Annotated in this window: 24 protein-coding genes; 13 read left to right on the top strand and 11 right to left on the bottom strand. The window is 67.1% G+C overall.

Translation table 11 applies throughout. The annotated features are described in order from the left end of the window. Positions 1-121 precede the first annotated feature (121 nt). Entirely contained in the window at positions 122-670 is a 549-nt protein-coding gene (locus tag FVQ98_RS10310) for a hemerythrin domain-containing protein (protein WP_147913348.1), read from the top strand. A gap of 146 nt (positions 671-816) precedes the next feature. Here the strand turns inward: FVQ98_RS10310 and FVQ98_RS10305 are convergent, their stop codons facing one another. The 3 genes from FVQ98_RS10305 to FVQ98_RS10295 form a co-directional block, all read right to left on the bottom strand. Beyond that, positions 817-1,296 (bottom strand): SMI1/KNR4 family protein, encoded by a 480-nt coding sequence (locus FVQ98_RS10305; protein ID WP_147913347.1) that lies wholly within the window; start codon positions 1,294-1,296, stop codon positions 817-819. Between the two features lie 27 nt (positions 1,297-1,323). Continuing rightward, a complete protein-coding gene (locus FVQ98_RS10300) occupies positions 1,324-2,601 on the bottom strand; it encodes an HNH endonuclease signature motif containing protein (RefSeq protein ID WP_147913346.1) in 1,278 nt (425 codons plus the stop codon). Positions 2,602-2,813: 212 nt separating this feature from the next. Next, positions 2,814-4,001, bottom strand: a complete 1,188-nt coding sequence (locus FVQ98_RS10295) for a vWA domain-containing protein (RefSeq protein WP_147913345.1) — start codon at positions 3,999-4,001, stop codon at positions 2,814-2,816. A 158-nt stretch (positions 4,002-4,159) separates the two neighbouring features. Here FVQ98_RS10295 and cls point away from each other — a divergent pair, with 158 nt between their 5' ends. Next, the gene (cls, locus tag FVQ98_RS10290; RefSeq protein ID WP_147913344.1) at positions 4,160-5,644 is read left to right on the top strand and encodes a cardiolipin synthase; all 1,485 of its coding nucleotides are present in this window, start codon (positions 4,160-4,162) and stop codon (positions 5,642-5,644) included. 118 nt (positions 5,645-5,762) lie between these two features. Here cls and FVQ98_RS10285 read toward each other — a convergent pair whose 3' ends face one another. From FVQ98_RS10285 to FVQ98_RS10275, 3 genes are read right to left on the bottom strand one after another with little or no spacing between them, the layout of a single operon-like run. Next, positions 5,763-6,356 (bottom strand): GNAT family N-acetyltransferase, encoded by a 594-nt coding sequence (locus FVQ98_RS10285; RefSeq protein WP_147913343.1) that lies wholly within the window; start codon positions 6,354-6,356, stop codon positions 5,763-5,765. 14 nt (positions 6,357-6,370) lie between these two features. Next, complete coding sequence (locus tag FVQ98_RS10280; RefSeq protein WP_147913342.1) at positions 6,371-6,598, bottom strand: hypothetical protein; 228 nt, start codon at positions 6,596-6,598, stop codon at positions 6,371-6,373. 7 nt (positions 6,599-6,605) lie between these two features. After that, on the bottom strand, positions 6,606-7,448 hold the full coding sequence (locus FVQ98_RS10275) for an AAA family ATPase (RefSeq protein WP_147913341.1): 843 nt from the start codon (positions 7,446-7,448) through the stop codon (positions 6,606-6,608). 107 nt (positions 7,449-7,555) lie between these two features. Here FVQ98_RS10275 and FVQ98_RS10270 point away from each other — a divergent pair, with 107 nt between their 5' ends. Beyond that, positions 7,556-8,224 (top strand): c-type cytochrome, encoded by a 669-nt coding sequence (locus FVQ98_RS10270; RefSeq protein WP_147913340.1) that lies wholly within the window; start codon positions 7,556-7,558, stop codon positions 8,222-8,224. A 185-nt stretch (positions 8,225-8,409) separates the two neighbouring features. Here FVQ98_RS10270 and FVQ98_RS10265 read toward each other — a convergent pair whose 3' ends face one another. Continuing rightward, complete coding sequence (locus FVQ98_RS10265) at positions 8,410-8,844, bottom strand: DUF1841 family protein (protein ID WP_147913339.1); 435 nt, start codon at positions 8,842-8,844, stop codon at positions 8,410-8,412. 93 nt (positions 8,845-8,937) lie between these two features. Further along, positions 8,938-9,768, bottom strand: a complete 831-nt coding sequence (locus FVQ98_RS10260) for an IclR family transcriptional regulator domain-containing protein (RefSeq protein ID WP_147913338.1) — start codon at positions 9,766-9,768, stop codon at positions 8,938-8,940. Between the two features lie 245 nt (positions 9,769-10,013). Between FVQ98_RS10260 and FVQ98_RS10255 the strand changes: the two genes are divergently transcribed. From FVQ98_RS10255 to pcaF, 3 genes are read left to right on the top strand one after another with little or no spacing between them, the layout of a single operon-like run. Continuing rightward, complete coding sequence (locus FVQ98_RS10255; RefSeq protein WP_147913337.1) at positions 10,014-10,730, top strand: 3-oxoacid CoA-transferase subunit A; 717 nt, start codon at positions 10,014-10,016, stop codon at positions 10,728-10,730. Positions 10,731-10,758: 28 nt separating this feature from the next. Then, positions 10,759-11,406, top strand: coding sequence for a 3-oxoacid CoA-transferase subunit B (locus FVQ98_RS10250; protein ID WP_147913336.1), 648 nt, complete (start codon positions 10,759-10,761; stop codon positions 11,404-11,406). A gap of 29 nt (positions 11,407-11,435) precedes the next feature. Further along, complete coding sequence (gene pcaF / locus FVQ98_RS10245) at positions 11,436-12,638, top strand: 3-oxoadipyl-CoA thiolase (protein WP_147913335.1); 1,203 nt, start codon at positions 11,436-11,438, stop codon at positions 12,636-12,638. A 51-nt stretch (positions 12,639-12,689) separates the two neighbouring features. Here pcaF and FVQ98_RS10240 read toward each other — a convergent pair whose 3' ends face one another. After that, on the bottom strand, positions 12,690-13,334 hold the full coding sequence (locus FVQ98_RS10240; protein ID WP_147913334.1) for an FMN-dependent NADH-azoreductase: 645 nt from the start codon (positions 13,332-13,334) through the stop codon (positions 12,690-12,692). Between the two features lie 103 nt (positions 13,335-13,437). Between FVQ98_RS10240 and FVQ98_RS10235 the strand changes: the two genes are divergently transcribed. Further along, the gene (locus tag FVQ98_RS10235) at positions 13,438-14,391 is read left to right on the top strand and encodes a LysR family transcriptional regulator (protein WP_222707594.1); all 954 of its coding nucleotides are present in this window, start codon (positions 13,438-13,440) and stop codon (positions 14,389-14,391) included. A 34-nt stretch (positions 14,392-14,425) separates the two neighbouring features. On the opposite strand, the gene FVQ98_RS10230 is transcribed toward FVQ98_RS10235, so the two are convergent. Further along, positions 14,426-15,076 carry a trimeric intracellular cation channel family protein gene (locus FVQ98_RS10230; RefSeq protein ID WP_147913333.1) on the bottom strand — a complete coding sequence of 217 codons (651 nt, stop codon included), beginning with the start codon at positions 15,074-15,076 and terminating at the stop codon, positions 14,426-14,428. An 88-nt stretch (positions 15,077-15,164) separates the two neighbouring features. Between FVQ98_RS10230 and FVQ98_RS10225 the strand changes: the two genes are divergently transcribed. From FVQ98_RS10225 to FVQ98_RS10215, 3 genes are all read left to right on the top strand, one after another. Beyond that, complete coding sequence (locus FVQ98_RS10225) at positions 15,165-15,752, top strand: malonic semialdehyde reductase (protein WP_147913376.1); 588 nt, start codon at positions 15,165-15,167, stop codon at positions 15,750-15,752. An 88-nt stretch (positions 15,753-15,840) separates the two neighbouring features. After that, complete coding sequence (locus tag FVQ98_RS10220) at positions 15,841-16,602, top strand: sulfite exporter TauE/SafE family protein (RefSeq protein ID WP_147913332.1); 762 nt, start codon at positions 15,841-15,843, stop codon at positions 16,600-16,602. A gap of 172 nt (positions 16,603-16,774) precedes the next feature. Further along, positions 16,775-17,392: a ParA family protein gene (locus FVQ98_RS10215; protein ID WP_147913331.1), complete on the top strand. Its 618-nt coding sequence runs from the start codon at positions 16,775-16,777 to the stop codon at positions 17,390-17,392. A gap of 76 nt (positions 17,393-17,468) precedes the next feature. On the opposite strand, the gene FVQ98_RS10210 is transcribed toward FVQ98_RS10215, so the two are convergent. Beyond that, positions 17,469-18,290 carry an alpha/beta fold hydrolase gene (locus FVQ98_RS10210; protein WP_147913330.1) on the bottom strand — a complete coding sequence of 274 codons (822 nt, stop codon included), beginning with the start codon at positions 18,288-18,290 and terminating at the stop codon, positions 17,469-17,471. 232 nt (positions 18,291-18,522) lie between these two features. On the opposite strand from FVQ98_RS10210, the gene FVQ98_RS10205 reads away from it, so the two are divergent. Genes FVQ98_RS10205 through FVQ98_RS10195 form a run of 3 tightly spaced genes read left to right on the top strand, consistent with a single transcriptional unit; the run spans position 18,523 to position 21,317 of the window. Further along, on the top strand, positions 18,523-19,473 hold the full coding sequence (locus tag FVQ98_RS10205) for a YVTN family beta-propeller repeat protein (RefSeq protein WP_255507735.1): 951 nt from the start codon (positions 18,523-18,525) through the stop codon (positions 19,471-19,473). Positions 19,474-19,495: 22 nt separating this feature from the next. Further along, complete coding sequence (locus FVQ98_RS10200; RefSeq protein WP_147913329.1) at positions 19,496-20,302, top strand: polysaccharide deacetylase family protein; 807 nt, start codon at positions 19,496-19,498, stop codon at positions 20,300-20,302. Positions 20,303-20,306: 4 nt separating this feature from the next. Continuing rightward, positions 20,307-21,317 (top strand): sterol desaturase family protein, encoded by a 1,011-nt coding sequence (locus tag FVQ98_RS10195; RefSeq protein ID WP_370512947.1) that lies wholly within the window; start codon positions 20,307-20,309, stop codon positions 21,315-21,317. The last annotated feature ends 21 nt before the right edge of the window (positions 21,318-21,338 follow it).

Here is a 21,338-nt window from a genome sequence, read left to right as displayed (position 1 = left end):
TCGAAACCGAGCCCCACACGCCTCCGAGCGGCGACCTTTTGTTACAGCCAAAAGCTTGATCTGGTTAAACCTTTGCGCAGTTGACGGGGCGGCGATCCCCCGACGACGACACAATTCGCAGATGAACGAGACAACGGTTGCCTTTCCGGGCTTTGCTTCGCCCGGCGTGGGGTTTGATGAGCCTTTCGAGATGCTGGAAGCGTGCCATGAGCGCGTCCAGCGCAGTCTGGACCTGCTGCAGCGCCTGATCCAGCACGTCGACCAGCATGGCTGCGACGCCGACGCCCGCAGCGCCGCCACCGACGTGCTGCGCTACTTCGATCTGGCTGGCCCGCACCATCACGAGGACGAAGAGCGCCACGTTTTCCCCGCCTTGCGCGACCACCCAGACGCGCGCGTGCGCGAGGCGGTCAGCACGCTGCAGGCCGACCACGTGCTGATGCACGCGATGTGGGAGCGCCTACGCCCGGCCCTGCTGCGCTGGCGGGATGGCACCGACGCAGCGCCATTCACCGATGAGGAGCGCACGGTGGCCGCCGAATTCGTGCGGGCCTACGAACGCCACATTCCCCTGGAAGAAGAGGTGGTTTATCCGGCCGCGCGGGCGCTGCTCGACGCACCGGATCAGCGCGCCATGGGCCATGAAATGGCGGATCGGCGGCGCGGGTAAAGCGCGGGAAGCTTCTCTTTTTATAGCTAAAGCCGAGCGTCGGCAAACGATGCCGGGCGGTGGCGCGCTTTTGGTGTCAGGCTTCGACGCCCCCGCAGGTCACGCCAGTATGTTGAGACGCCGACCGAAAGGTAGTCGTCATGCCGTCAATCGGCGCGCAGCATGCCGAGGAATTCGGTCACCGTCGGGGCGACGGTCTGCACCACCGGGGCGAAGTCGGTTGATGCCTCGTGGTTCCAGACGCCCACAGTAGGGATGGCGCGGTTGGCGCGGTAGTCCAGCACCACGAAATCGCCCGCGAACAACGCCGCGATGGGGATCAGGTCGATGTTCTGCGCATCCGGGTCGGTGGCCAGCCGAACGTCGAGCTGGGAAGCCACCACCTCGACATCGGCCCAGCCGTTGTGCTCATCCGCCTTGGCGTCTTCGATCATCGGCAGAAACCGCTCCACCACGCGCTCGTTCCCGTCCAAATCGAAGTACTTGCGCGTGGGTTCGCAGCCATTGGACTGCGCCAGCAGGCGCAGGTAGTCGGCGGGGAACTTCACTTCGTAGTACGCCTGCACCTCTGCCACATGGGCTTCGGAAGGGGGCGGCAGCGCGCTGTCCGCAACGCAGTCAATCATGGCGGGTCTTTCCTGGGTGGCGCGGCATCAGCGCGGTGCGTGGGCCCACATGCCGGGCGAGCGGCCGCCCTTGTGGTTGGTCGCATTATGGATGCCGAAGGGCACCAGCTCCATGCGTCCGTCAATCTCGGTGTGGTGCCAGGTGGTACCGGCAGGGCGTCCACCTGGGATGCGGGCGTCCAGCCACTCGAACTGGGCGCGGTCGGTGCCCAGCCACAGTTCTTCAGGCAGGTGATCTACCTTCTGCACCACGCCGGCCTTTTCGAAGTCGGCGAACGGGGTGTTCGGCTTCATCGGCACTTCGGGGATCAGCCCTTGCTTGACGGCCTCGGCCTTGATCTGCGCCCGCTCGGCGTTGGTGAACTTGCCCGGAAACTCCTCGCGCCATTTCCAGGGTTTGTTGGTCTGGATGACCTCGGCATAGCGCGCGGCAGCGTTGTCGAGATTCAGCGTACCGTCGGCATGGCGCAGCGGGCCGCTCGCAATGCCTTTCGCGGTCGCCGCGCCTTCGGCAGCTTTGGTGGATGCAGCGCCGTCTGCGACCTTGCCGGCGTCGGCAACGCCGTCGGCGGCCTTCGCCGCGGTGGCGGCTTCACCGGTCTTGGCCACCGCCCCTGCGCCTTCACCCAGTTTGGCGACCGTGCTGGCGCCTTCGCCCGCCTTGGCGATGACACTCGTTCCTTCGCCCAGCTTGGCGACGGCGCCCGCGCCCTGCGCGCCCTTGATCCCGGCGTTGGCCTCGCCCACGCCGATGAACATGCTGCCCACGTCCACCACCAGGCGACCGGCGAACTTGGAATAGTCACCGTCCTTCGCCGCGTCCTGGTAGCCCTGCGTCACGCCGTCCCACAGCGCCTTTCCGGTGTTCAGGTTGGCCTGCGGGTTGGTGATCCAGATGGCGGGATTGCCCAGGTTGTTCAGTGCCGTGCCGGCGGCGGCGGCGGTTTCCAGGCGTTTCAGGTTGCGGTCGCCATGCACTGCCCATTCCAGCGGGCTGGTGACCTTGTTGACACCGTCCGCCAGTTGGACCACGCCTTTGCCCATGTCGTAGACCGCCAGCAGGGCGCCTTCCGACTGGCCGATCTGATTGGAGACCAGCTGAGCCAGCGCGCCGCCGACGACACCACCGTGCTGCTGACCAAAGTCCACCATGCCGTGGCGAAACTGGTCCAGCTGCTTTTCACCCTCATGCACTGCGCCGTCGATCGCCGAACCAACCTGGTTCTTGACCTCGTCCACCTTGTCCACGGCATCGCCCAGCCACTGGCGCCCGGTGTTCACGACCTGACCGATGTTGAATCCCATCGTTTGCTCCTTCACTCGGTGAAGTGGACGCCGCCGAACCGGCGGGCCCTTCAGGGGGATTGGAGCAGGGTGATCGGCGCAGCAACAGCTGGGATCGTTCCCAGCGCGGCCTGCGTCGCACTGGGAAAACTACTAGCAATGCGCTGAAACGAAAGTGTCAAAAAAACGAAATAAATGGTCTGCACCGCAGGCCAGTATTGCGCAGGAAGCTATTACTTAGATAGCATTCGTATGGCATCTTCCAGCCCCTTGAGGGTCAGCGGAAACATGCGGTTGCCCATCAATTGCTGGACGATGGCGATGCTCTGGCGGTATTGCCAGACCCCTTGCGGTTCGGGGTTGATCCACACGAACTTGGGGAAGGCGTGCGTCAGGCGTTGCAGCCATTCAGCGCCGGGTTCCTCGTTGTTGTATTCGACGCTGCCGCCGGGCTGAAGGATCTCGTAGGGGCTCATCGTCGCGTCGCCCACGAAGATGAGTTTGTAGTCCTTGTTGTACTTGCGGATGATGTCCCACGTGGGGAATTTCTCGGCAAAGCGGCGGCGGTTGTTCTTCCACATGAAGTCGTAGACGCAGTTGTGGAAGTAATAGAACTCCAGGTGCTTGAGCTCGGCCTTCACGGCTGAAAACAGTTCTTCGACGCGCTGGATGTGTTCGTCCATGGTGCCGCCCACGTCCATGAGCAGCAGCACCTTCACGGCGTTGTGGCGCTCGGGCACCATCTTGATGTCCAGCCAGCCGGCGTTGGCGGCGGTGCTGCGGATGGTGTCGGGCAAGTCCAGCTCGAAGTTGCTGCCGGTGCGCGCGAACTTGCGCAGGCGGCGCAGCGCGACCTTGATATTGCGCGTGCCGAGCTCTTGCGAATCGTCGTAGTCCTTGTAGGCGCGCTGGTCCCACACCTTCACGGCACTCTTGTTGCCGCCCTTGCCACCGATGCGGATGCCCTGCGGGTTGTAGCCGCCGTGGCCGAACGGGCTGGTGCCGCCGGTGCCGATCCACTTGTTGCCGCCCTCGTGGCGCTCTTTCTGTTCTTCGAGGCGCTTCTTGAGCGTCTCCATCAGCTCGTCCCAGCCCATCTTCTCGATCGCGGCTTTCTGCTCGGGCGTCAGCTCTTTTTCGAGCAGCTGGCGCAGCCATTCGGCCGGCACTTCCTTGCGGAAGTCGGCGATCTGCTCGACGCCCTTGAAGTAGGCGGCAAAGGCGCGGTCGAACTTGTCGAAGTGCTTCTCGTCCTTGACCAGCGCGGTGCGGGCCAGGTAGTAGAAGTCGTCGATCGAGCAGGCTTCGGGCTGGCGCGGGCCGACCACGTCGGCCTGCAGCGCTTCCAGCAGGGTGAGGAATTCCTTGACGGACACCGGTAGTTTCGCGGCGCGCAAGGTGTAGAAAAAATCGATCAGCATGGCACGGCCTTCTTTCACCGGCAATTATCGGGTTCGGGCCATTGTGACCGCGTCGCCGACAGGACGCAGGCAGCCCGGGCTTGACCGCAGTGCCGCCGTGGCATGCCGCGCAGCGGCGCTGCGCTAGCATCGCCCGCACCGCAACTGAAGGACACCCCATGTCTCTGATGCCGAACGGCCCGAACGCCTGGATGCCGCTGCTTTGGGCGGGTGTGCTGTTTGTCCTGCACCTGGTCACGGTGGTTCGCGCGCTGACCCGCGCCAACCGCACGCCCGCATCGCGTGTGGCCTGGGTGGCGACGATCCTGCTGCTGCCGGTGGGTGGCGTGATCGCCTACTTTCTGCTGGGCGAAACCAATATCGGGCGCGGGCGCTTCGAGCGCTTGCGCGAGACCGTTGCCGCATTGCGCATGTCCTCGGAGCCGGTGGTGTCCGTGCCCCCGGATGCTGCGCCCCTGGTGGACATGGCGCGCTCCATCAACGGTCTGCCCGCCGTGAGCGGCAACCGCATCCGTTTGCTGGGCGACCCGCTGGCCTCACCTGGCGAGCCCATGCGCGACCCCAAGGCAGCGATGGACGTGCTGATCGCCGACATCGAGGCGGCGCGCGAGCACGTGCACATCGCGTTCTACATCTGGCTCCAGGACGGTACCGGCACGCGGGTGGCCCAGGCGGTCGCGGCCGCGGCCAAGCGCGGCGTGACCTGCCGGGTGATGGTGGACGCACTGGGCTCGCGTGCCTTTCACGGCTGCCCCTTGTGGCGCCAGATGGCTGCCGCGGGTGTGCAGCTGCTGGCCACGCTGGACGATGTCAACCGCATCTGGCACCTGCCGTTCAGCCGGGTCGATTTGCGCGATCACCGCAAGCTGGTGGTGATCGACAACCGCATCGGCTACTGCGGCAGCCAAAACTGCGCCGACCCGGAGTTCCGCGTCAAGGCCAAGTTCGCGCCGTGGGTGGACGTGCTGCTGCGCTGCGAAGGCCCGGTGGTGCGGCAACTGCAAGCACTGTTTCTGAGCGGCTGGATTCCTGAACATGGCGAGCCGGGGCTGGAAGCTCTGACCAGCGCCGAGCCGGTCGAGCGCTTTGCCGATGGCGGCATCGCGCAGGTGTTCGAAACCGGGCCGGTGACGCGCCACAACGCCATGTCCGACATGTTCGTGGCCTGCATGTACGCCGCGCGGTCTGAGCTGATCATCACCACCCCGTACTTCGTGCCGGACGAGGCCATGCTGCGCGCGCTGTGCGCGGCGCCAAGGCGGGGTGTGAAGACCACGATCATCTTCCCGGAGCGCAACGATTCCTGGCTGGTCGGCAACGCCAGCAGCGGAAACTGGGCCGATCTGCTGGCCTGCGGCGTGGAGGTGCATCTGTACCCGCTCGGCCTGCTGCACTCCAAAACCTTGACGCTGGACGGCCACACGGCGCTGGTCGGGTCGGCCAACATGGACCGCCGCAGCCTCGAGCTGAACTTCGAAAACAACCTGCTGATCGTCGACCCCGCCGTCACCGCCAGCGTGCGTGAGCGGCAGATGGGCTACCTGTCGGTGTCGCGGCTGCTGGCCGCCGACGAGGTGCAGCATTGGTCGCTGTGGCGTCGGCTGGTGCAGAACACGGTCGGGATGATGGCGCCGGTGCTGTGAGGGCGACACCGCGCAGCGCGCTGTGGCAGGCAGAGCAGCTTTGTTCGCTACCGACTTGCAGCGATTGGCCTGCGCGAGGGGTTCGCGCAGATGCCCGCCACGACAGGCATGGGCGACTTCAGCGCGGCCGGTCCAGCAGGTACAGCAGCTGTGCCTTGGCTTCCGGCCATTCGCCGGCGGTCATGCTGTACATGACGGTGTCGCGCACCGTGCCGTCGCGGCGCAGGGCATGGTGGCGGATCACGCCGTCCTTGCGCGCGCCCAAGCGTTCAATGGCTTTTTGCGACGCGAAGTTGTAGTTGTCGGTGCGCCAGCCGACCACCGGGCAGCCCAGGGTTTCAAAGGCGTGGCGCATCAGCATCAGCTTGCACACGGTGTTGACGTGGCTGCGCTGCACGCTGCGTCGGTACCAGGTCCAGCCGATCTCCACCCGCTGGATCGCCGGCACGATGTCGTGGTAGCTGGTGCTGCCCAGCACGGTGCCGGAATCGTCGTCCACCGCGACGAAGGGAAAGCGGTGGCCTTCCGCTCGCATCTGCAAGGCAGCTTCGATGTAGGCGCGGGTCTGCTCGGGCTCAGGCACGCTGGTCACACGCAGGCGCCAGAGCTCGCCATCGGCGGCGGCGGCGCGCAGACCAGCTTCATGGTCCAGCGTCAGGGGTTCCAGCCGCACGCCGCGCTCGCGCAGCACCACGGGTTCGACAAAAGTCATGGCGGTGAGGCCTTTCAGGACTTGGACTGGCGCTCTGCCTGGCGGCGCAGACGCCAGCGCCGCGCCAGGGCGCGGCCACCGCCGGCGCCCAGACCCACGGCCAAGATGGCAAACATGCTGCCGTTGCCATAGCCGGGCTCGAAGAGGTCAAAGCCCAGCAGGCGCGCCACGCCAAAACCGACCAGCCCGCCCAGCACAAAGCCGGCGGCATCGGTCAGGCCTTCCAGCAGCAAGGGTGACATGCGCGCTTCAGCGGTTGCGCTGGTTCATGAAAACCAGCTTCTCGAACAACGACACGTCCTGCTCGTTCTTCAGCAGGGCGCCCACCAGCGGCGGCACGCTGACCTTGCTGTCGGCCGACTGGAGGGCCTCCAGCGGGATGTCTTCTGCCACCAGCAGCTTGAGCCAGTCCAGCAGCTCGCTGGTCGATGGCTTTTTCTTCAGACCCGGCAGACTGCGCACGTCGTAGAAGACCTTCATCGCGGCGGCGAGCAGCTCTTTCTTCAGGTTGGGAAAGTGCACGTCGACGATCTGTTTCATCGTCTCGGGCTCGGGGAACTTGATGTAGTGGAAGAAGCAGCGGCGCAGGAAGGCGTCAGGCAGCTCTTTTTCGTTGTTCGATGTGATGAACACCACCGGCCGGTGCTTGGCGCGGATAGTTTCGCGCGTCTCGTAGCAGTGGAATTCCATGCGGTCGAGCTCGCGCAGCAAGTCGTTCGGGAATTCGATGTCGGCCTTGTCGATCTCGTCGATCAGCAGCGCCACGGGTTCGTCGGCGGTGAAGGCCTGCCACAGCACGCCCTTGACGATGTAGTTGTGGATGTCCTTGACGCGGTCGTCGCCCAGCTGGCTGTCGCGCAGGCGGCTCACGGCGTCGTACTCGTACAGGCCTTGCTGCGCCTTGGTGGTGGACTTGATGTGCCACTGCAGCAGGGGCAGCTTCAGCGCCTCGGCCACTTCCTCGGCCAGCATGGTCTTGCCGGTGCCGGGTTCGCCCTTCACGAGCAGCGGGCGCTTGAGGGTGATACTGGCGTTGACGGCCAGCATCAGGTCTTGCGTGGCGACGTAGTTGTCGGAGCCTTGAAATTTCATGTCGGAGTGGAATGGGACAGCAAGGATACCCAGGTGGCTTGTGCGGTTGCAGCTTGATTACAATCCGCGACTGATCTGGATCAAACCACGTGGATTGTGCGCGCAAAATGAAAATGACCTTGTCTCCCATGTTCGCGGCCCTGGCCCTCTCGCTGACGGCGGCGCTTCCCGTTCAAGCCCAGGGCGTGACGGGTGACGTTAAAGCCGGCCACAGCAAGGCCGCCATGTGCATTGGTTGCCACGGCATCCAGGGTTACCAGTCGACTTTCCCCGAGGTGTACAAGGTCCCGAAGATCGCTGGCCAGAACGACAAGTACATCGTCGCGGCCCTGGAAGCCTACAAAAAGGGCGACCGTAAACACCCGACGATGCGCGGCATCGCGATCTCGCTGACCGAGCAGGACATGGCCGACTTGGGCGCCTACTACGCGCAGCTGGGCAAGGTTGAAGGCGCGGCCGAGCCACCCGCACCGCCGGCCCCCAGCGCCCAGGTCGGTGCGCTGCTGCAAAAGGGCGCTTGCGTGTCCTGCCACGGCGACAACTTCTCCAAGCCGATCGATCCGACCTACCCGAAGATCGCTGGCCAGTACCCGGACTACATGTTCGTCTCGCTCAAGGCCTACCGCGACAACACGCACCAGCTGTGGGGCCGCTCCAACCCGGTCATGGCCGGCATGGCCAAACAGTTTTCCAACGCCGAACTCAAGGCGATGTCCAAGTACATCGGCAGTCTGCAGGGCGAGCTGAAGACCGTGCCGCAGGGCCGCTTCCGCTGAAGCGCTCAGCCCCGCACGAAAGAGCCCGCCTTGCGCGGGCTTTTTGCTGTCTGGAACACGGTTTCCAAGAGAAATCGGCCTCTGGCCCTACAACCACCTACGCGATAAGCTATCAAATAGATAGTATTTCGCGTGCGCTATGGGGCGCCCCCTGTGCTGCGCTGCTGCCGGGTCGCGCGCGTCCCTCAGCCGCGCGTGGCGCGTCGCTGCACGCAGGCGACGTAGGCCTCGCCATCGGGCGCGCGGCCGCTGCTTTGCGCGTCGGCCAGCATCTGGCCCAGGCATTCCATGGCTTCGTGGTGCGCTTCGTGCAGATCGCCCAGGCGCGCGGCCAGCAGCTCGACCGCCTGGCGGATGCCGCGCGGCTGGTCGATGCTGCACTGTTCGCTGATCGACAGGTGCATCGACAAATGCAGAAACGGGTTGCCGCCGACCGCACCGTCACCGTAGTCGCGCGCGATGGCGGCTTCGGCGTCGGCGAAATCGGCGTGCCATTCCGGGTGCTCGGCGACCCAGCCGGCCGCCAGCTGTTCGATGGCTTCGAGCGGCTGGTCGGTGTGCGACTTGGCCCAGGCGTCGCAGAAGAAGCGGCGGACGTCGGCTTGGCTGGGGGCGAACATGGCGGCAAGGCTAACACGCGGCGGGCGCGCTGGACGCGCTGGCACGATAGCGGCCCGACGCCGCCAGGCCGCGCTGGTGGAGGTGTTCGGCGCTCAGCGCGCCGCCAGCAGCCGCCCGATCTGCTCGGCCGCTTCGCGCAAGGGGGCCAGCATGGCCTGCTGCATCTGGCGCGCGCTGGTGCGGTTGGCCTGCCCCGAGACGTTGATGGCGGCCAGCACCTGGCCGTTGCGGCCCAGGATAGGGGCGGCCATTGAAATCAGGCCTTCCTCCAGCTCCTGGTCCACCAGCGCCCAGCCCTGGCTGCGCGCGCGCTGCACTTCGTCCATCAGCGCGTCGACCTCGGTCAGCGTGCGGCGGGTGAACGCGATGCGGTCGCTGCGCTCCAGCACGGCGCGCGCTGCGTCGTCGGGCAGTCCGGCCAGCAGCACGCGCCCGAGCGACGCGCAGTACGCCGGTAGGCGCGAGCCGGCGGCCAGGCTGATGCGCATGATCTTGCGCGTGGACACGCGCAGCACGTAGACCACATCGGTGCCGTCCAGCACCGCGGCCGACACCGATTCGCCCAACTGCTCGGCCAGCTGCTCCATCACCGGCTCGGCCAGGTTCCAGATCGGCAGGGACGACAGGTAGGCAAAGCCCAGGTCCAGAATGCGCGGCGTCAGCCGGAACCAGCGCCCGTCGCTGTCGACATAGCCCAGCGTCTGCAATGTCAGCAGGATGCGGCGCGCCCCGGCGCGCGTGAGGCCGGTGCGCGCGGCGACCTCGGACAGCGTTTGCTGCGGCGCCTTGGCACTGAACGAGCGAATTACCTCCAGCCCGCGCGCGAAGGACTGCACGTAGCTGTCGCCTGGGCGCGGGGGCAGCTCGCCCGCCGGGGCGGTTGGCGTGTCGTCGGGCTCGGGCGGGTTGGGGGGCGATGGCATGGCTTTCTCCAACAAGGCTTCACAGCACGTCCGGCGGACGCTACAATTCATTCATTATACGAACAAGTGTTCGTATTGCGAACTTTCTCTGGCGTTCGATGGGCTGGAGCTGGGGCGCAATGCGACACGGAACGCCCCGCGGGGCGCGACAGCACGGCGCCACGGTGCCGCGTCCGCGCACCCATCGGGCCCAACCAGGCGCGCCAGCCATCCGGTGGCGTGCCCATGACCGGAGACAGACACCCATGATCGACAAGATTGCGCCCTCTGTGGCCGATGCGCTGGCGGGCGTGCAGGATGGCGCCACCGTGCTGATCGGCGGCTTTGGCACCGCCGGCATTCCCACCGAGCTGATCGACGGCCTGGTCGCGCAGGGCGCGAAAGAGCTGACCATCGTCAACAACAACGCCGGCAATGGCGACACCGGCCTGGCGGCGCTGCTGGCGGCCGGGCGCGTGCGCAAGGTCATCTGCAGCTTCCCGCGCCAGGCCGACAGCTACGTGTTTGACGGCCTGTACCGCGCCGGCAAGCTCGAGCTGGAGCTGGTGCCCCAGGGCAACCTGGCCGAGCGCCTGCGCGCCGCCGGCGCCGGCGTGGGCGCCTTCTTCACGCCCACGGGCTTCGGCACCGAACTGGCCAAGAACGCCGACGGCAGCGCCAAGGAAACGCGGCAGATCAACGGGCGCGACTACGTGCTGGAATACCCGATCTATGGCGACGTGGCGCTGATCAAGGCCGAGCGCGGCGACCGCTGGGGCAACCTGACCTACCGCAAGGCGGCGCGCAACTTCGGGCCGGTGATGGCCACGGCCGCCAAGTTCACCGTCGCCACGGTGCACGAGATCGTGCCGCTGGGCCAGCTGGACCCGGAAGCCATCGTCACCCCCGGCATCCACGTCAGCCGCATCGTGCAGGTGGCGCATGTCGCCACGCAGGCGGGTGGCTTCAAGGCTGCGGCCTGAATCGGCCTTTGGCCCTAGGAGAATCAGCGTGAGCAGCTACCAAAAACGAAGCAAAGACGAACTCGCCCGACGCGTGGCGCAGGACATCCCCGACGGCGCCTACGTCAACCTGGGCATCGGCCAGCCGACCCTGGTGGCCAACCACATCCCGGCCGGGCGCGAGGTCATCCTGCACAGCGAAAACGGCATCCTCGGCATGGGCCCGGCGCCGGCCGCGGGCGCTGAAGACTACGACCTGATCAACGCCGGCAAGCAGCCCGTCACCCTGCTGCCCGGTGGCGCCTACTTTCACCACGCCGACAGCTTCGGCATGATGCGCGGCGGCCACCTCGACGTCTGCGTGCTGGGCGCCTTCCAGGTGTCGGCGGCCGGCGACCTGGCCAACTGGAGCACCGGCGAGGCCGGCAGCATCCCCGCCGTGGGCGGCGCCATGGACCTGGCCGTGGGCGCCAAGCAGACCTGGGTCATGATGGACCTGCTGACCAAGAAGGGCGAAAGCAAAATCGTCGCCCAATGCAGCTACCCGCTGACCGGCATCGGCTGCGTCAAACGCATCTACACCGACCTGGCGACACTCGAATGCGGGCCCGACGGCCTGCGCGTGATCGACCTGGTCGACGGCCTGACGCGCGAAGCCCTGCAGGATTTGATCCAATTGCCCCTGGCCGCGGCCTGACCGCGCACATTCATTGATCTGGAGACACCATGAACCAAGCCTTTATCGTTGACGCCATCCGCACCCCCTTCGGCCGCTACGGCGGCGCGCTGTCGAGCGTGCGCACCGACGACCTGGGCGCCATCCCGCTCAAGGCGCTGATGGAACGCAACCCCAACGTGGACTGGGCCGCCGTCACCGACGTGATCTACGGCTGCGCCAACCAGGCCGGTGAAGACAACCGCAACGTCGCCCACATGAGCAGCCTGCTGGCCGGCCTGCCGATCGACGTGCCGGGCGCCACCATCAACCGCCTGTGTGGCTCGGGTCTGGATGCCGTGGGCACCGCAGCCCGCGCCATTAAAGCGCAGGAAGCTACATTGATGATAGCGGGCGGCGTCGAAAGCATGAGCCGCGCGCCCTTCGTCATGCCCAAGGCCGAATCCGCCTTCAGCCGCGCCAATGCGGTGTACGACACCACCATCGGCTGGCGCTTCATCAACAAGCTGATGAAGGCGCAGTACGGCGTCGACTCCATGCCCGAGACGGCCGAGAACGTCGCCACCGACTACAAGATCGAGCGCGAAGCGCAGGACAAGATGGCCATGAACAGCCAGCTGCGCGCCGTCGCCGCGCAAAAGGCCGGCCACCTGGCGCGCGAAATCACGCCCGTCACCATCCCACAGAAAAAGGGCGACGCCGTGGTCGTTGACACCGACGAACACCCGCGTGAAACCAGCCTGGAAAAGCTGGCGTCTCTGAAAGGCGTGGTCAAGCCCGACGGCACCGTCACCGCCGGCAACGCCAGCGGCGTGAACGACGGTGCTTGCGCCCTGCTGCTGGCCGACGAGGCCACGGCCGGCAAATACGGCCTGACGCCCAAGGCCCGCGTGGTCGGCATGGCCACCGCCGGCGTCGCGCCGCGCGTGATGGGCATTGGCCCCGCGCCCGCCACTGAAAAGGTGCTGGCCCTCACGGGCCTGAAGCTGGCCGACCTGGACGTGATCGAGCTGAACGAAGCCTTCGCCGCCCAAGGCCTGGCCGTGCTGCGCATGCTGGGGCTGAAGGACGACGACGAGCGCGTCAACGCCTGGGGCGGCGCCATCGCCCTGGGTCACCCGCTGGGGGCGTCCGGCGCGCGCCTGGCCACCACCGCCGTCAACCGCCTGCACGCCACCGGCGGCAAGTACGCGCTGTGCACCATGTGCATCGGCGTGGGGCAGGGCATTGCGCTGATTCTTGAGCGGGTTTGATGGCAGGTCAGGCGGTGGGGCTTGCCGGTGGCGACGGGGAGCGTGCTGTCGTCACGTTGTCACCGGCTCGCTGAACAGACTGTCGATGCGCTCTTTCACGGCCGCCGGGATACCTGCCAGCTGGGCCGGATCAGCGGCGGTGCCCTCGGTCGAAACGACCTGAATATCCCTGATACCAATGAAGTTGAGCACGGACTGCAGGTAAGGCCGCAAATGGTCCAGCGTGGCCAGTTGGTCGCCGTAGCCTGGCAGCCCGTAGGTCAGCGCCAGCACCGCGCTGGGACGCTCGACCAAGCCACGCGGGCGGCCGCCTTCGAGGGTGAAGGTGTGGCCGGCCCGGACCACTTGGTCGATCCAGGCCTTCAGGGGTGACGGCACCGAAAAGTTGTACATCGGCGATGCGATCAGCAGGGTGGTGGCCACTTTCAGCTCGGCGATCGAGGCGTCCGACCGGGCCGTGGCGGCGCGCAGCGCCGGGCTGAGTTGCTCGGGCGGTGTGTAAAAGCCGGCAATGGTCTGCGCGTCGATGTGTGGCGGCGCTTCGGTCGCCAGGTCGCGCCGCTGCACACGCCCGTCGGGGTGCCGTGCCCGCCAGTGGGCTTCAATTTGGTCGGCCAGCTGGCGGCTGTGCGAGCCTTCGGTGCGTGCGCTGCTGTCCAGGCGGAGCAGCATCGGTCGATAAGGTGAAGCGGTCATGGTGGCCTTTCGGTGGGTGATGTGTCACTGTCGCCGCGCCGCACGCCGGATACCACCATGGCGAGCGCAATGCGCTATTGCGCAATGCGCACGGCCAGCGCCGATGAGCGATCACACCCAAGGCGCGCCCGTCGCGTCGGCTGCCCTACAGTGCTGGGCCATGAACGTGCAGCAGCTGAAAACCTTCGTGGAAGTGGCCCACCACGGCAGCTTTGCCGAAGCCGCCCGCCGCCTGGATATGGCGCCGTCTGCGGTGTCGCGTGCGGTAGCTGCACTGGAGGCGTCGCTTGGGGCGCGCTTGCTGCAACGCAACACCCATCGCGTGTCGCTCAGCGACGCGGGCGCTGCCTACTACGAGCAGGTGGTGCTGGTGTTGGAAGCGCTGGAGCGGGCCGCCGACCAGGCACGCTCGGCCAGTGGTGAGGTGCAAGGCGTTGTGCGATTGACGGCCACCGTAGCATTTGGACAGGCCCTGGTCGTGCCGCTGTTGGGCGAACTGCACTCGCTGCACCCGGCGCTGGAGCTGGAGTTGCATCTGGCGGACCACGTGGTGGATCTGGTGGCCGAGCGAATCGACCTCGCGATCCGGCTGGGCCCACCGGCGGACACATCGTTGATCGGTGCCCGACTGGCGCCGCTGCATTACCGGGTGTGCGCCAGCCCGGACTACCTGCAACGGCATGGCCAGCCCGCCGCGCCGCAGGCATTGGCCGACCACACCTGTCTGCGCTTTCCCAAGCCGGGGTTTCGGACGCAGTGGGCTTTTCAGGACCCAGAGGGCCACGTGGACGTGGTCGATGTGCACGGGTGGTTGGTCGTGTCCTCGGCCATGGCCCTGCGTCGTGCAGCGCTGGACGGATTGGGCGTCGCGATGCTTGGGCACTGGCTGGTAGACGCCGACATCGCAGCCGGGCGGCTGGTGAATCTGTTTCCGGCCTACCAACTGGCCGCCCCCGACTTCGGCACCGCTGCCTGGCTGCTGTATCCGTCGCGCGCCTACGTGCCGCGCCGGGTTCGAGCGGTCATCGACTTTCTCAAAGCGCGTCTGACGGCGTAGGTTTGGCCTCGCCGTCAAGCGTTGGGGCGGCGGGCTACTCTGGCCAGCCGGGCAGGCGCCAGTCCAGCCGCACGGCAAGCAGGCGCAGGCCGGTGGGGAAAACCGCGCTGGCCAGCAAGCTGGCCCAGGCGGACCAGCCCAGCCATTGGGCCGCGACGTACAGCCAGCCGCCGAAGAAGGCGCACACGGCGTAGGGACGGTGGTCTGAAAACGCGGTGGGCGTCTCGTTGCAGGCAATGTCGCGCATCACGCCGCCAAAGACACCGGTGACGACGCCCATCAGCACGGCCACCAGCGCGGGCAACTGCGCCACCAGCGCATACTGCACGCCAGAGGCGGCAAACAGCCCCAGCCCCAACGCGTCGGCCACCTGAATGGCCTGGTCGCTGATGCGCCGCCTGCCGCCGCGCAGCAGCACCATCGACGAGGCGCACAGGCCCAGTACCAGCCAGAGCAGGGCCGTCTCGGACACCCAGACAAAGGGGCGGCGATCCAGCAGGATGTCGCGCAAGGTGCCACCGCCGAACGCCGCGAGGAACCCCAGTACGGTGATGCCGAACACATCCATGCGTTTGCGCATGCCCGCCAGAATGCCGGACAGTGCAAACGCCACCGTGCCGATGACTTCCACTGTCACGCGCAAGGTATGCCCCCAGGAAGCGGGCAGCGAGGTGATCAGGTCCATGGGCGGCTATTGTGCAAGCGCGGCGCAGGGCCCTGCGCAAGGGGCTACAGTGGCGCCCTTGTTTCTTCTTCCCCACCCGAGCATTTCCATGTCGGCCATCGATTCCGCTGCCCTCGACACCTTGTTCCGCCAGGCGCGCACCGCCAACGGCTTCACCCCTCAGCCCGTGCCTGACGAACTGCTGCGCCAGGTGTACGAGCTGGCGGCACTCGGCCCCACCTCAATGAATACCCAGCCCGCGCGCTACGTCTTCGTGCGCACGCCCGAAGGCAAGGCGCGCCTGAAGGACTGCCTGTCGCCCGGCAACGTGGACAAGACGATGACGGCGCCGGTGACCGCCATCGTCGCCACCGACACGCAGTTCTTCGAGCACATGCCGCAGGTCTGGCACGGCGAAGGCGCGCGCGAGATGTTCGCCGGCAACCCGGCGCTGGCGCAGGCCACGGCACTGCGCAACGGCACGCTGGGCGGCGCCTACCTGATCATCGCCGCGCGCGCGCTGGGGCTGGACTGCGGGCCGATGAGCGGTTTCGACATCGAGAAAGTGAACGCCGCCTTCTTCCCCGATAGCCGCTTCAAGGCCAACTTCCTCGTCAACCTGGGCCACGGCGACGACAGCAAGTTGTTCGCGCGCAACCCACGTCTGCCATTCGATCAGGCCTGCGAATTGCTCTAAGCCTTAGAGCCATCAGCGCAGCCAGCTATCGTTGGTATAGCAATCAGTTTGCGCTGCCAGCCCAAACATACGCCAGCGACGCCCCACCATGACCGTCATCACCGATTGGGGCTTTTACGTCGTCGCCATCCCGGCGGTGCTTCTGCTGGGCATCAGCAAGAGCGGCTTCGGCGCAGGTTTCGGTTCGCTGGCGGTGCCGCTGATGGCGCTGTCGGTGACGGTGCCGCAGGCTGCTGCGATCCTGATGCCGGTGCTGCTGGTGATGGACTTGCTGGGCATCGCCGCCTTCCGCAAGGACTTTGACCGGCGCCTGTTGACGTTCCTGCTGCCCTGGGGGCTGGTCGGAATCGTGATCGGCACGCTGTCTTTTCGGCTGATGCGGGTGGAATGGGTGGCCGGCATCGTGGGCGTGTTCACGCTGGCGTTTCTGGCGCAGCGCCTGCTGTTTCCGCCACGCGCCGACAGTGCGCCGCCGCCGCGCTGGTGGGGCGCGGTGCTGACGGCGACGTCGGGCTTCACCAGCTTCGTGGCCCACGCGGGCGGACCGCCGGTCAACGCTTACGTCATCCCGCTGAAGCTGTCGCCGATCGTCTTCACGGGCACGATGGCGTACTTCTTCTTCGTCATCAACCTGGCCAAATGGGTGCCCTACGCCTGGCTGGGCCTGCTGGACGGTCGCAACCTGGGCACCTCGCTGGTGCTGCTGCCGCTGGCGCCGGTGGGCGTGTGGCTGGGCGTGCGCATCGCACGGCGCATCGACCAAAAGCTGTTTTACCGCTTCATCTACCTCGGCATGTTGCTGACGGGCGTGAAGCTGGTGTGGGACGCGGTGGCGGCCAGTTTGCTATAAATCGAGGAGCTTCCAGTGCTGGTGGTTGTGGGGCTGACGGCACAAATCATTCAAAAGCGGCCATGTGGCCCATCCGTGGGCGCGCAGCGGCTGGTGGGCCCTGTACAACCGCTAACATACGTGGCTGGGCGTCTGGGGCGCCGACCACACACCAACTCAGAAGGAAGTAGCCGTGCCGATCGTCGTGATCGCCAACCCCAAGGGTGGGGTGGGCAAATCCACCCTGGCCACCAACGTGGCCGGCTACTTTGCCAACCAGGGCCATTCGGTGATGCTGGGCGACGTGGACCGGCAGCAGTCATCCCGCCTGTGGCTGGGCCTGCGGCCCGAAGCTGCCAAGCCGATTGCCGCGTGGGACGTGCAGCGCGACTTCATCGTGCGCCCGCCCAAGGGCACGACGCACGTGGTGCTGGACACCGCCGCCGGCCTGCACGGCACGCGCCTGCGCGAGGTGATGCGCCTGGCCGACAAGGTGCTGGTGCCCGTGCAGCCCAGCATCTTCGACATCTACGCCACGCGCGAATTCCTGGACAAGGTGGCCGAGCTGCGCAGCGGCGAGCCGCGCGACATCGGCATCGTCGGCATGCGCGTGGATGAGCGCACCCTGTCGGCCGACCAGCTGCGCCAGTTCGTCGAGGGCCTGCACCTGCCGGTGCTCGGCATGCTGCGCCCGACGCAGAACTACGTGCACCTGGCCGCGCGCGGTCTGACCCTGTTCGACATCGCCCCCGGCCGCGTGGCGCGCGACCTGGCGCAGTGGCGCGGCATCTGCGACTGGCTGGACCAGTAGGCGGAGGCAGCGCGCGGCGCCGACGCTGACGCCGGAGGGCCGCTGGCGGTCCAGACGCTGGCCGGGATACGGCGGCTCAGACGCCGGCCGGGACTCTGCGGCGCAGAAAGTCGGCGATCGCCGCGTTCACCACCTCAGGCTGGTCCTTGAACGGCGAATGCCCGCAGTCAGGCACTTCCAGCAGCTCGGCCTGCGGCACAGCCCGGCCGATGTCGTGGATCTGCGCCAGCGTGCCGTACTGGTCATCCAGGCCCTGGATCGCCAGCAGCGGTGCGCGGATGCCGCGGATCTCATCGCGGATGTCGAAGGCGCGAAAGGCCTCGCTCAGCCACACGTCGTTCCATTGCCAGAAGGCGCCGTCCACGTCGGCGTGGTAGCGGCCCAGGCGCTCGCGCAGCGGCGTGGTGCTGAAGGCGTCGCGCGCTTCGGCGATGGATTGGACCGAGACGCCTTCCACCATCACGTGCGGTGCCTGCACCACACACGCGGCCACGGGGTGGTGCGCGGCGTGGATGAGGGCGATGGTGGCGCCGTCCGAATGGCCGATCAACACCGGCCGCGCCAAGCCCAGGTGCGCCAGCAACTGGGGCAGCACGTTCAGCGCCTCGCGGTGCATGTAGTCGGGCAAGAGCCGCCCGCTGCGGCGGCCGTCCGCGCCTTCGCGCGATGGCCCACGCACGTCCGGCACCGGGCTGGACTGGCCGTAGCCGCGCCGCGAATACAGCCAACCCGCGCGCCCAGTGGCTGCGCAGAGGCTGGCCGGCCAGTCGCGCCACATGGCGACCGAGCCCAGGCCTTCGTGCAGGAACACCAGCGGCGCCAGCGCCGGATCGCTGCCGGGCGGGGCGGCGATGGGTTGCACTTCGAGAAAAACGCCGTCGATGTCCACCATTTCCATGCGATGGATGTTAAGACAGAGCCCGGCGGCGCTGCCCACGGCTACACTTTCTCGTTGATCCAGCTTCTGCGGTGCTCTTGTGACCCCTCGAATCGCTTCGGCGCGACCTGACGCCGGCAACCCTTCGCGCCGTGGCTTGCTGGGATGGGCCGGTTCGGTCGGTCTGGGGGCGGGCGTGGGGGCGCTCACGCAGCACGCTGTCGCGCAGGCTCCGGTGCCCGCGCGTACCCCCATCGCCCCCGGCGCCATCACGCCGCCCGCGCCGCGCCACGGCGCGCCGGTGTTCGTGCTCAATTCCCTCGATGGCAACGTCAGCGTGATCGATTCGCAGCGCTGGGTCGAGATCAAGCGCATTCCCACCGGTAAGGAGCCGCACCACCTGTACCTCACGCCGGACGAGCGCTCGGTCATCGTGGCCAACGCGGGCAGCGATTCACTGACCTTCATCGACCCGCGCACCGCCGAAGTGCAGCGCGTGGTGCGCGGCATCCTGGACCCCTACCACCTGCGTTTTTCGCCGGACATGAAGTGGTTCGTCACCGCCGCCAACCGGCTGAACCACATCGACATCTACCGCTGGGACGGCAGCGACCCCACGCTCGTCAAGCGCATCGCCACCGGCCGCACGCCCAGCCATTTGTGGATCGATCCGCACAGCACCACGGTGTGGGCCAGCATGCAGGACAGCGACGAACTGGTGGCCGTCGACCTGGCCAGCCAGACGCTGACGCACCGCGTCAAGACCGGCTCGCTGCCGGCCGACGTGTTCGGCACGCCCGACGGGCAGCGTCTGCTGCTGGGCCTGACCGGCGGCACCGGGGTCGAGGTGTACGACGTGGCCGGCGGCAAGGCGCCCGAGCTGGTCGGCAAGATCCCCACGGGCAAGGGCGCACATGCCTTCCGCGCGGCGGGCGACCGGCGCCACGTGTACGTCAGCAACCGCGTGGCCAACACCATCAGCAAGATCGACTACACGCAGATGCAGGTGGTGGCCAACATGCCTGCCCCGTCGGGCCCGGACTGCATGGATGTGTCGGCCGACGGCACGCTGATCATGGTCGGCTCGCGCTGGGCCGGCAAGCTGACGCTGATCGACGTGGCCAAGCGCCAGGTGGTGCACCAGGTCAAGGTCGGCAAGTCGCCGCACGGCGTGTGGACGCTGGACCACGCCGGGCGGTTCTGAGCGCCCACCGCGCCGCGTTGCCATGCGACCGCTGATTGCTATTTTGTTGATAGCTGCCTGCGCAGGTGGGGCTTGCGCTGAGGCGCTAAAACCCTCTGAATCCTGCGACAAGCCGCTGTACCTGACGTTCGACACCGGCCACATGGGCGTCGCCCCGCTGGTGGCCGACGTGCTGCGGCGCCAGCAGGTGCGCGTGACCTTTTTCGCCGCCAACGAACGCACCAAGGAAGGCGACGGCAGCCTGGGCAAGACTTGGGCGCCATGGTGGAAGGCGCGCGCCGCCGAAGGGCACGAATTCGCATCGCACACCTGGCAACACGCGTACTGGCGCGGCGATGCCAAGGCGCAGGACGGTCAGCCGCGCTTTCGCATCGAGCCCTCGGCCGGACCGCAGGCGGGCAAGCGCATGGTCTGGTCGGCACGCCAGTACTGCGAAGAGATCGCCCTGGCGGCCGACCGGCTGGCTTCGGTCACCGGCAAGAAGCCGCTGCCGCTGTTCCGTGCGCCGGGCGGCAAGACGTCGCCCCAACTGCTGGCGGCGGCCGAAGCCTGCGGCTACCAGCACGTCGGCTGGTCGCCGGCGGGCTTTCTGGGTGACGAGCTGCCCAGCGCGCAGTACCCGAACGAGGCGTTGCTCAAAAAAGCGCTGGCCGACATCCGCGCGGGCGACATCCTGCTGGCCCACCTGGGCATCTGGTCGCGCCAGGACGCGTGGGCCCCGGCGGTGCTGGAGCCGCTGGTCACCGGGCTGAAGGCGCGCGGCTTCTGTTTTCGCACGCTGCGCGAGCACCCGAAGTACCAGGCATGGATCGCCCAGCACGGGGGATGATGTGCTGACCACCATCACCGACGCCTTCGCCAGCGCCCAGCAATGGGTGTTCGAGACGCTGATCGTGCCCTTCGCCTTCTGGGCCGGCTCGGGCAACCTGCTGGAAGACGGTTTCACCGCCACCGGCTGGCTGCTGGTCGGCGTGGTCCAGATCGTGCTGATGGTGCTGCTCATCGGCCCGCTGCAGCGCCTGTGGCCGGCCGAGCCGGTGCGCGACCGGCACGCCATCTTCATCGACGTGCTCTACACGCTGCTCCACAAGCTGGGCCTGTTCAAGCTGATGATGTTCTTCAGCGTCGAGGAATGGCTGACGAACGGCATCGGCTGGCTGCGCGCGCACGGTCTGCACACGCTGCAGATCGACCAGATCTGGCCCGGCGTGACCGACAACGCCTGGGTCAGCTTCGCCCTCTACCTGGTGGTGTTCGACTTCATCGGCTACCTGGTGCACAGCGCCCAGCACCACTGGCACTGGTGGTGGCAGTTGCACGCCGTGCACCACAGCCAGCGCCAGATGACGATGTGGAGCGACAACCGCAACCACCTGCTCGACTCCGTCATCACCGACACGGTCTTCGTCGTCGTCGCCATCCTGATCGGCGTCGCGCCGGCGCAGTTCGTCGCCCTGGTCGCCGTCACCCAGTTGCTGGAGAGCCTGCAGCACGCCAACTTGCGCTGGCATTGGGGCCGCGTGGGCGAACGCCTGCTGATTAGCCCCAGCTTTCACCGCCGCCACCACGCGCTCAGCCTGGGGCACGAGCCCGGTACCGTGGCGCGCCTGCCCTACGGCGGCAACTTCGGCGTGCTGTTCCCGTGGTGGGACATGCTGTTTCGCAGCGCCGACTGGCGCCCCGGCACCGAGCCCACCGGCATCGAAGACCAGGTGCTCGCCGGGCGCGACTACGGGCGCGGCTTCTGGGCGCAGCAGTGGCTGGGCCTGAAGCGGCTGCTGCGCGGGCACTACGGCCAGCCCGAACGGTCGGCTGGCGCCACGCCCAAGACCGACACACCCTGAGGTGCGCAGCGGCGTCGCCCT

This window comes from Ottowia flava (assembly GCF_008017535.1).
GTDB classification, from domain to species: Bacteria; Pseudomonadota; Gammaproteobacteria; order Burkholderiales; family Burkholderiaceae_C; genus Ottowia; species Ottowia flava.
This window is presented reverse-complemented; position numbering and strand designations above follow the sequence as displayed.

Bases quoted from the DNA above. Each gene is read 5' to 3' on its own strand.
- cls (WP_147913344.1), top strand. From the start codon at position 4,160: ATGTCTCTGATGCCGAACGGCCCGAACGCCTGGATGCCGCTGCTTTGG.
- FVQ98_RS10230 (WP_147913333.1), bottom strand. From the start codon at position 15,076: ATGGACCTGATCACCTCGCTGCCCGCTTCCTGGGGGCATACCTTGCGC.
- FVQ98_RS10210 (WP_147913330.1), bottom strand. From the start codon at position 18,290: ATGGAAATGGTGGACATCGACGGCGTTTTTCTCGAAGTGCAACCCATC.
- FVQ98_RS10225 (WP_147913376.1), top strand. From the start codon at position 15,165: ATGTCGGCCATCGATTCCGCTGCCCTCGACACCTTGTTCCGCCAGGCG.
- FVQ98_RS10260 (WP_147913338.1), bottom strand. From the start codon at position 9,768: ATGCCATCGCCCCCCAACCCGCCCGAGCCCGACGACACGCCAACCGCC.
- FVQ98_RS10200 (WP_147913329.1), top strand. From the start codon at position 19,496: ATGCGACCGCTGATTGCTATTTTGTTGATAGCTGCCTGCGCAGGTGGG.
- FVQ98_RS10280 (WP_147913342.1), bottom strand. From the start codon at position 6,598: ATGTCACCCTTGCTGCTGGAAGGCCTGACCGATGCCGCCGGCTTTGTG.
- FVQ98_RS10275 (WP_147913341.1), bottom strand. From the start codon at position 7,448: ATGAAATTTCAAGGCTCCGACAACTACGTCGCCACGCAAGACCTGATG.
- FVQ98_RS10310 (WP_147913348.1), top strand. From the start codon at position 122: ATGAACGAGACAACGGTTGCCTTTCCGGGCTTTGCTTCGCCCGGCGTG.
- FVQ98_RS10300 (WP_147913346.1), bottom strand. From the start codon at position 2,601: ATGGGATTCAACATCGGTCAGGTCGTGAACACCGGGCGCCAGTGGCTG.
- pcaF (WP_147913335.1), top strand. From the start codon at position 11,436: ATGAACCAAGCCTTTATCGTTGACGCCATCCGCACCCCCTTCGGCCGC.
- FVQ98_RS10295 (WP_147913345.1), bottom strand. From the start codon at position 4,001: ATGCTGATCGATTTTTTCTACACCTTGCGCGCCGCGAAACTACCGGTG.
- FVQ98_RS10265 (WP_147913339.1), bottom strand. From the start codon at position 8,844: ATGTTCGCCCCCAGCCAAGCCGACGTCCGCCGCTTCTTCTGCGACGCC.
- FVQ98_RS10270 (WP_147913340.1), top strand. From the start codon at position 7,556: ATGAAAATGACCTTGTCTCCCATGTTCGCGGCCCTGGCCCTCTCGCTG.
- FVQ98_RS10255 (WP_147913337.1), top strand. From the start codon at position 10,014: ATGATCGACAAGATTGCGCCCTCTGTGGCCGATGCGCTGGCGGGCGTG.
- FVQ98_RS10235 (WP_222707594.1), top strand. From the start codon at position 13,438: ATGAGCGATCACACCCAAGGCGCGCCCGTCGCGTCGGCTGCCCTACAG.
- FVQ98_RS10305 (WP_147913347.1), bottom strand. From the start codon at position 1,296: ATGATTGACTGCGTTGCGGACAGCGCGCTGCCGCCCCCTTCCGAAGCC.
- FVQ98_RS10220 (WP_147913332.1), top strand. From the start codon at position 15,841: ATGACCGTCATCACCGATTGGGGCTTTTACGTCGTCGCCATCCCGGCG.
- FVQ98_RS10240 (WP_147913334.1), bottom strand. From the start codon at position 13,334: ATGACCGCTTCACCTTATCGACCGATGCTGCTCCGCCTGGACAGCAGC.
- FVQ98_RS10285 (WP_147913343.1), bottom strand. From the start codon at position 6,356: ATGACTTTTGTCGAACCCGTGGTGCTGCGCGAGCGCGGCGTGCGGCTG.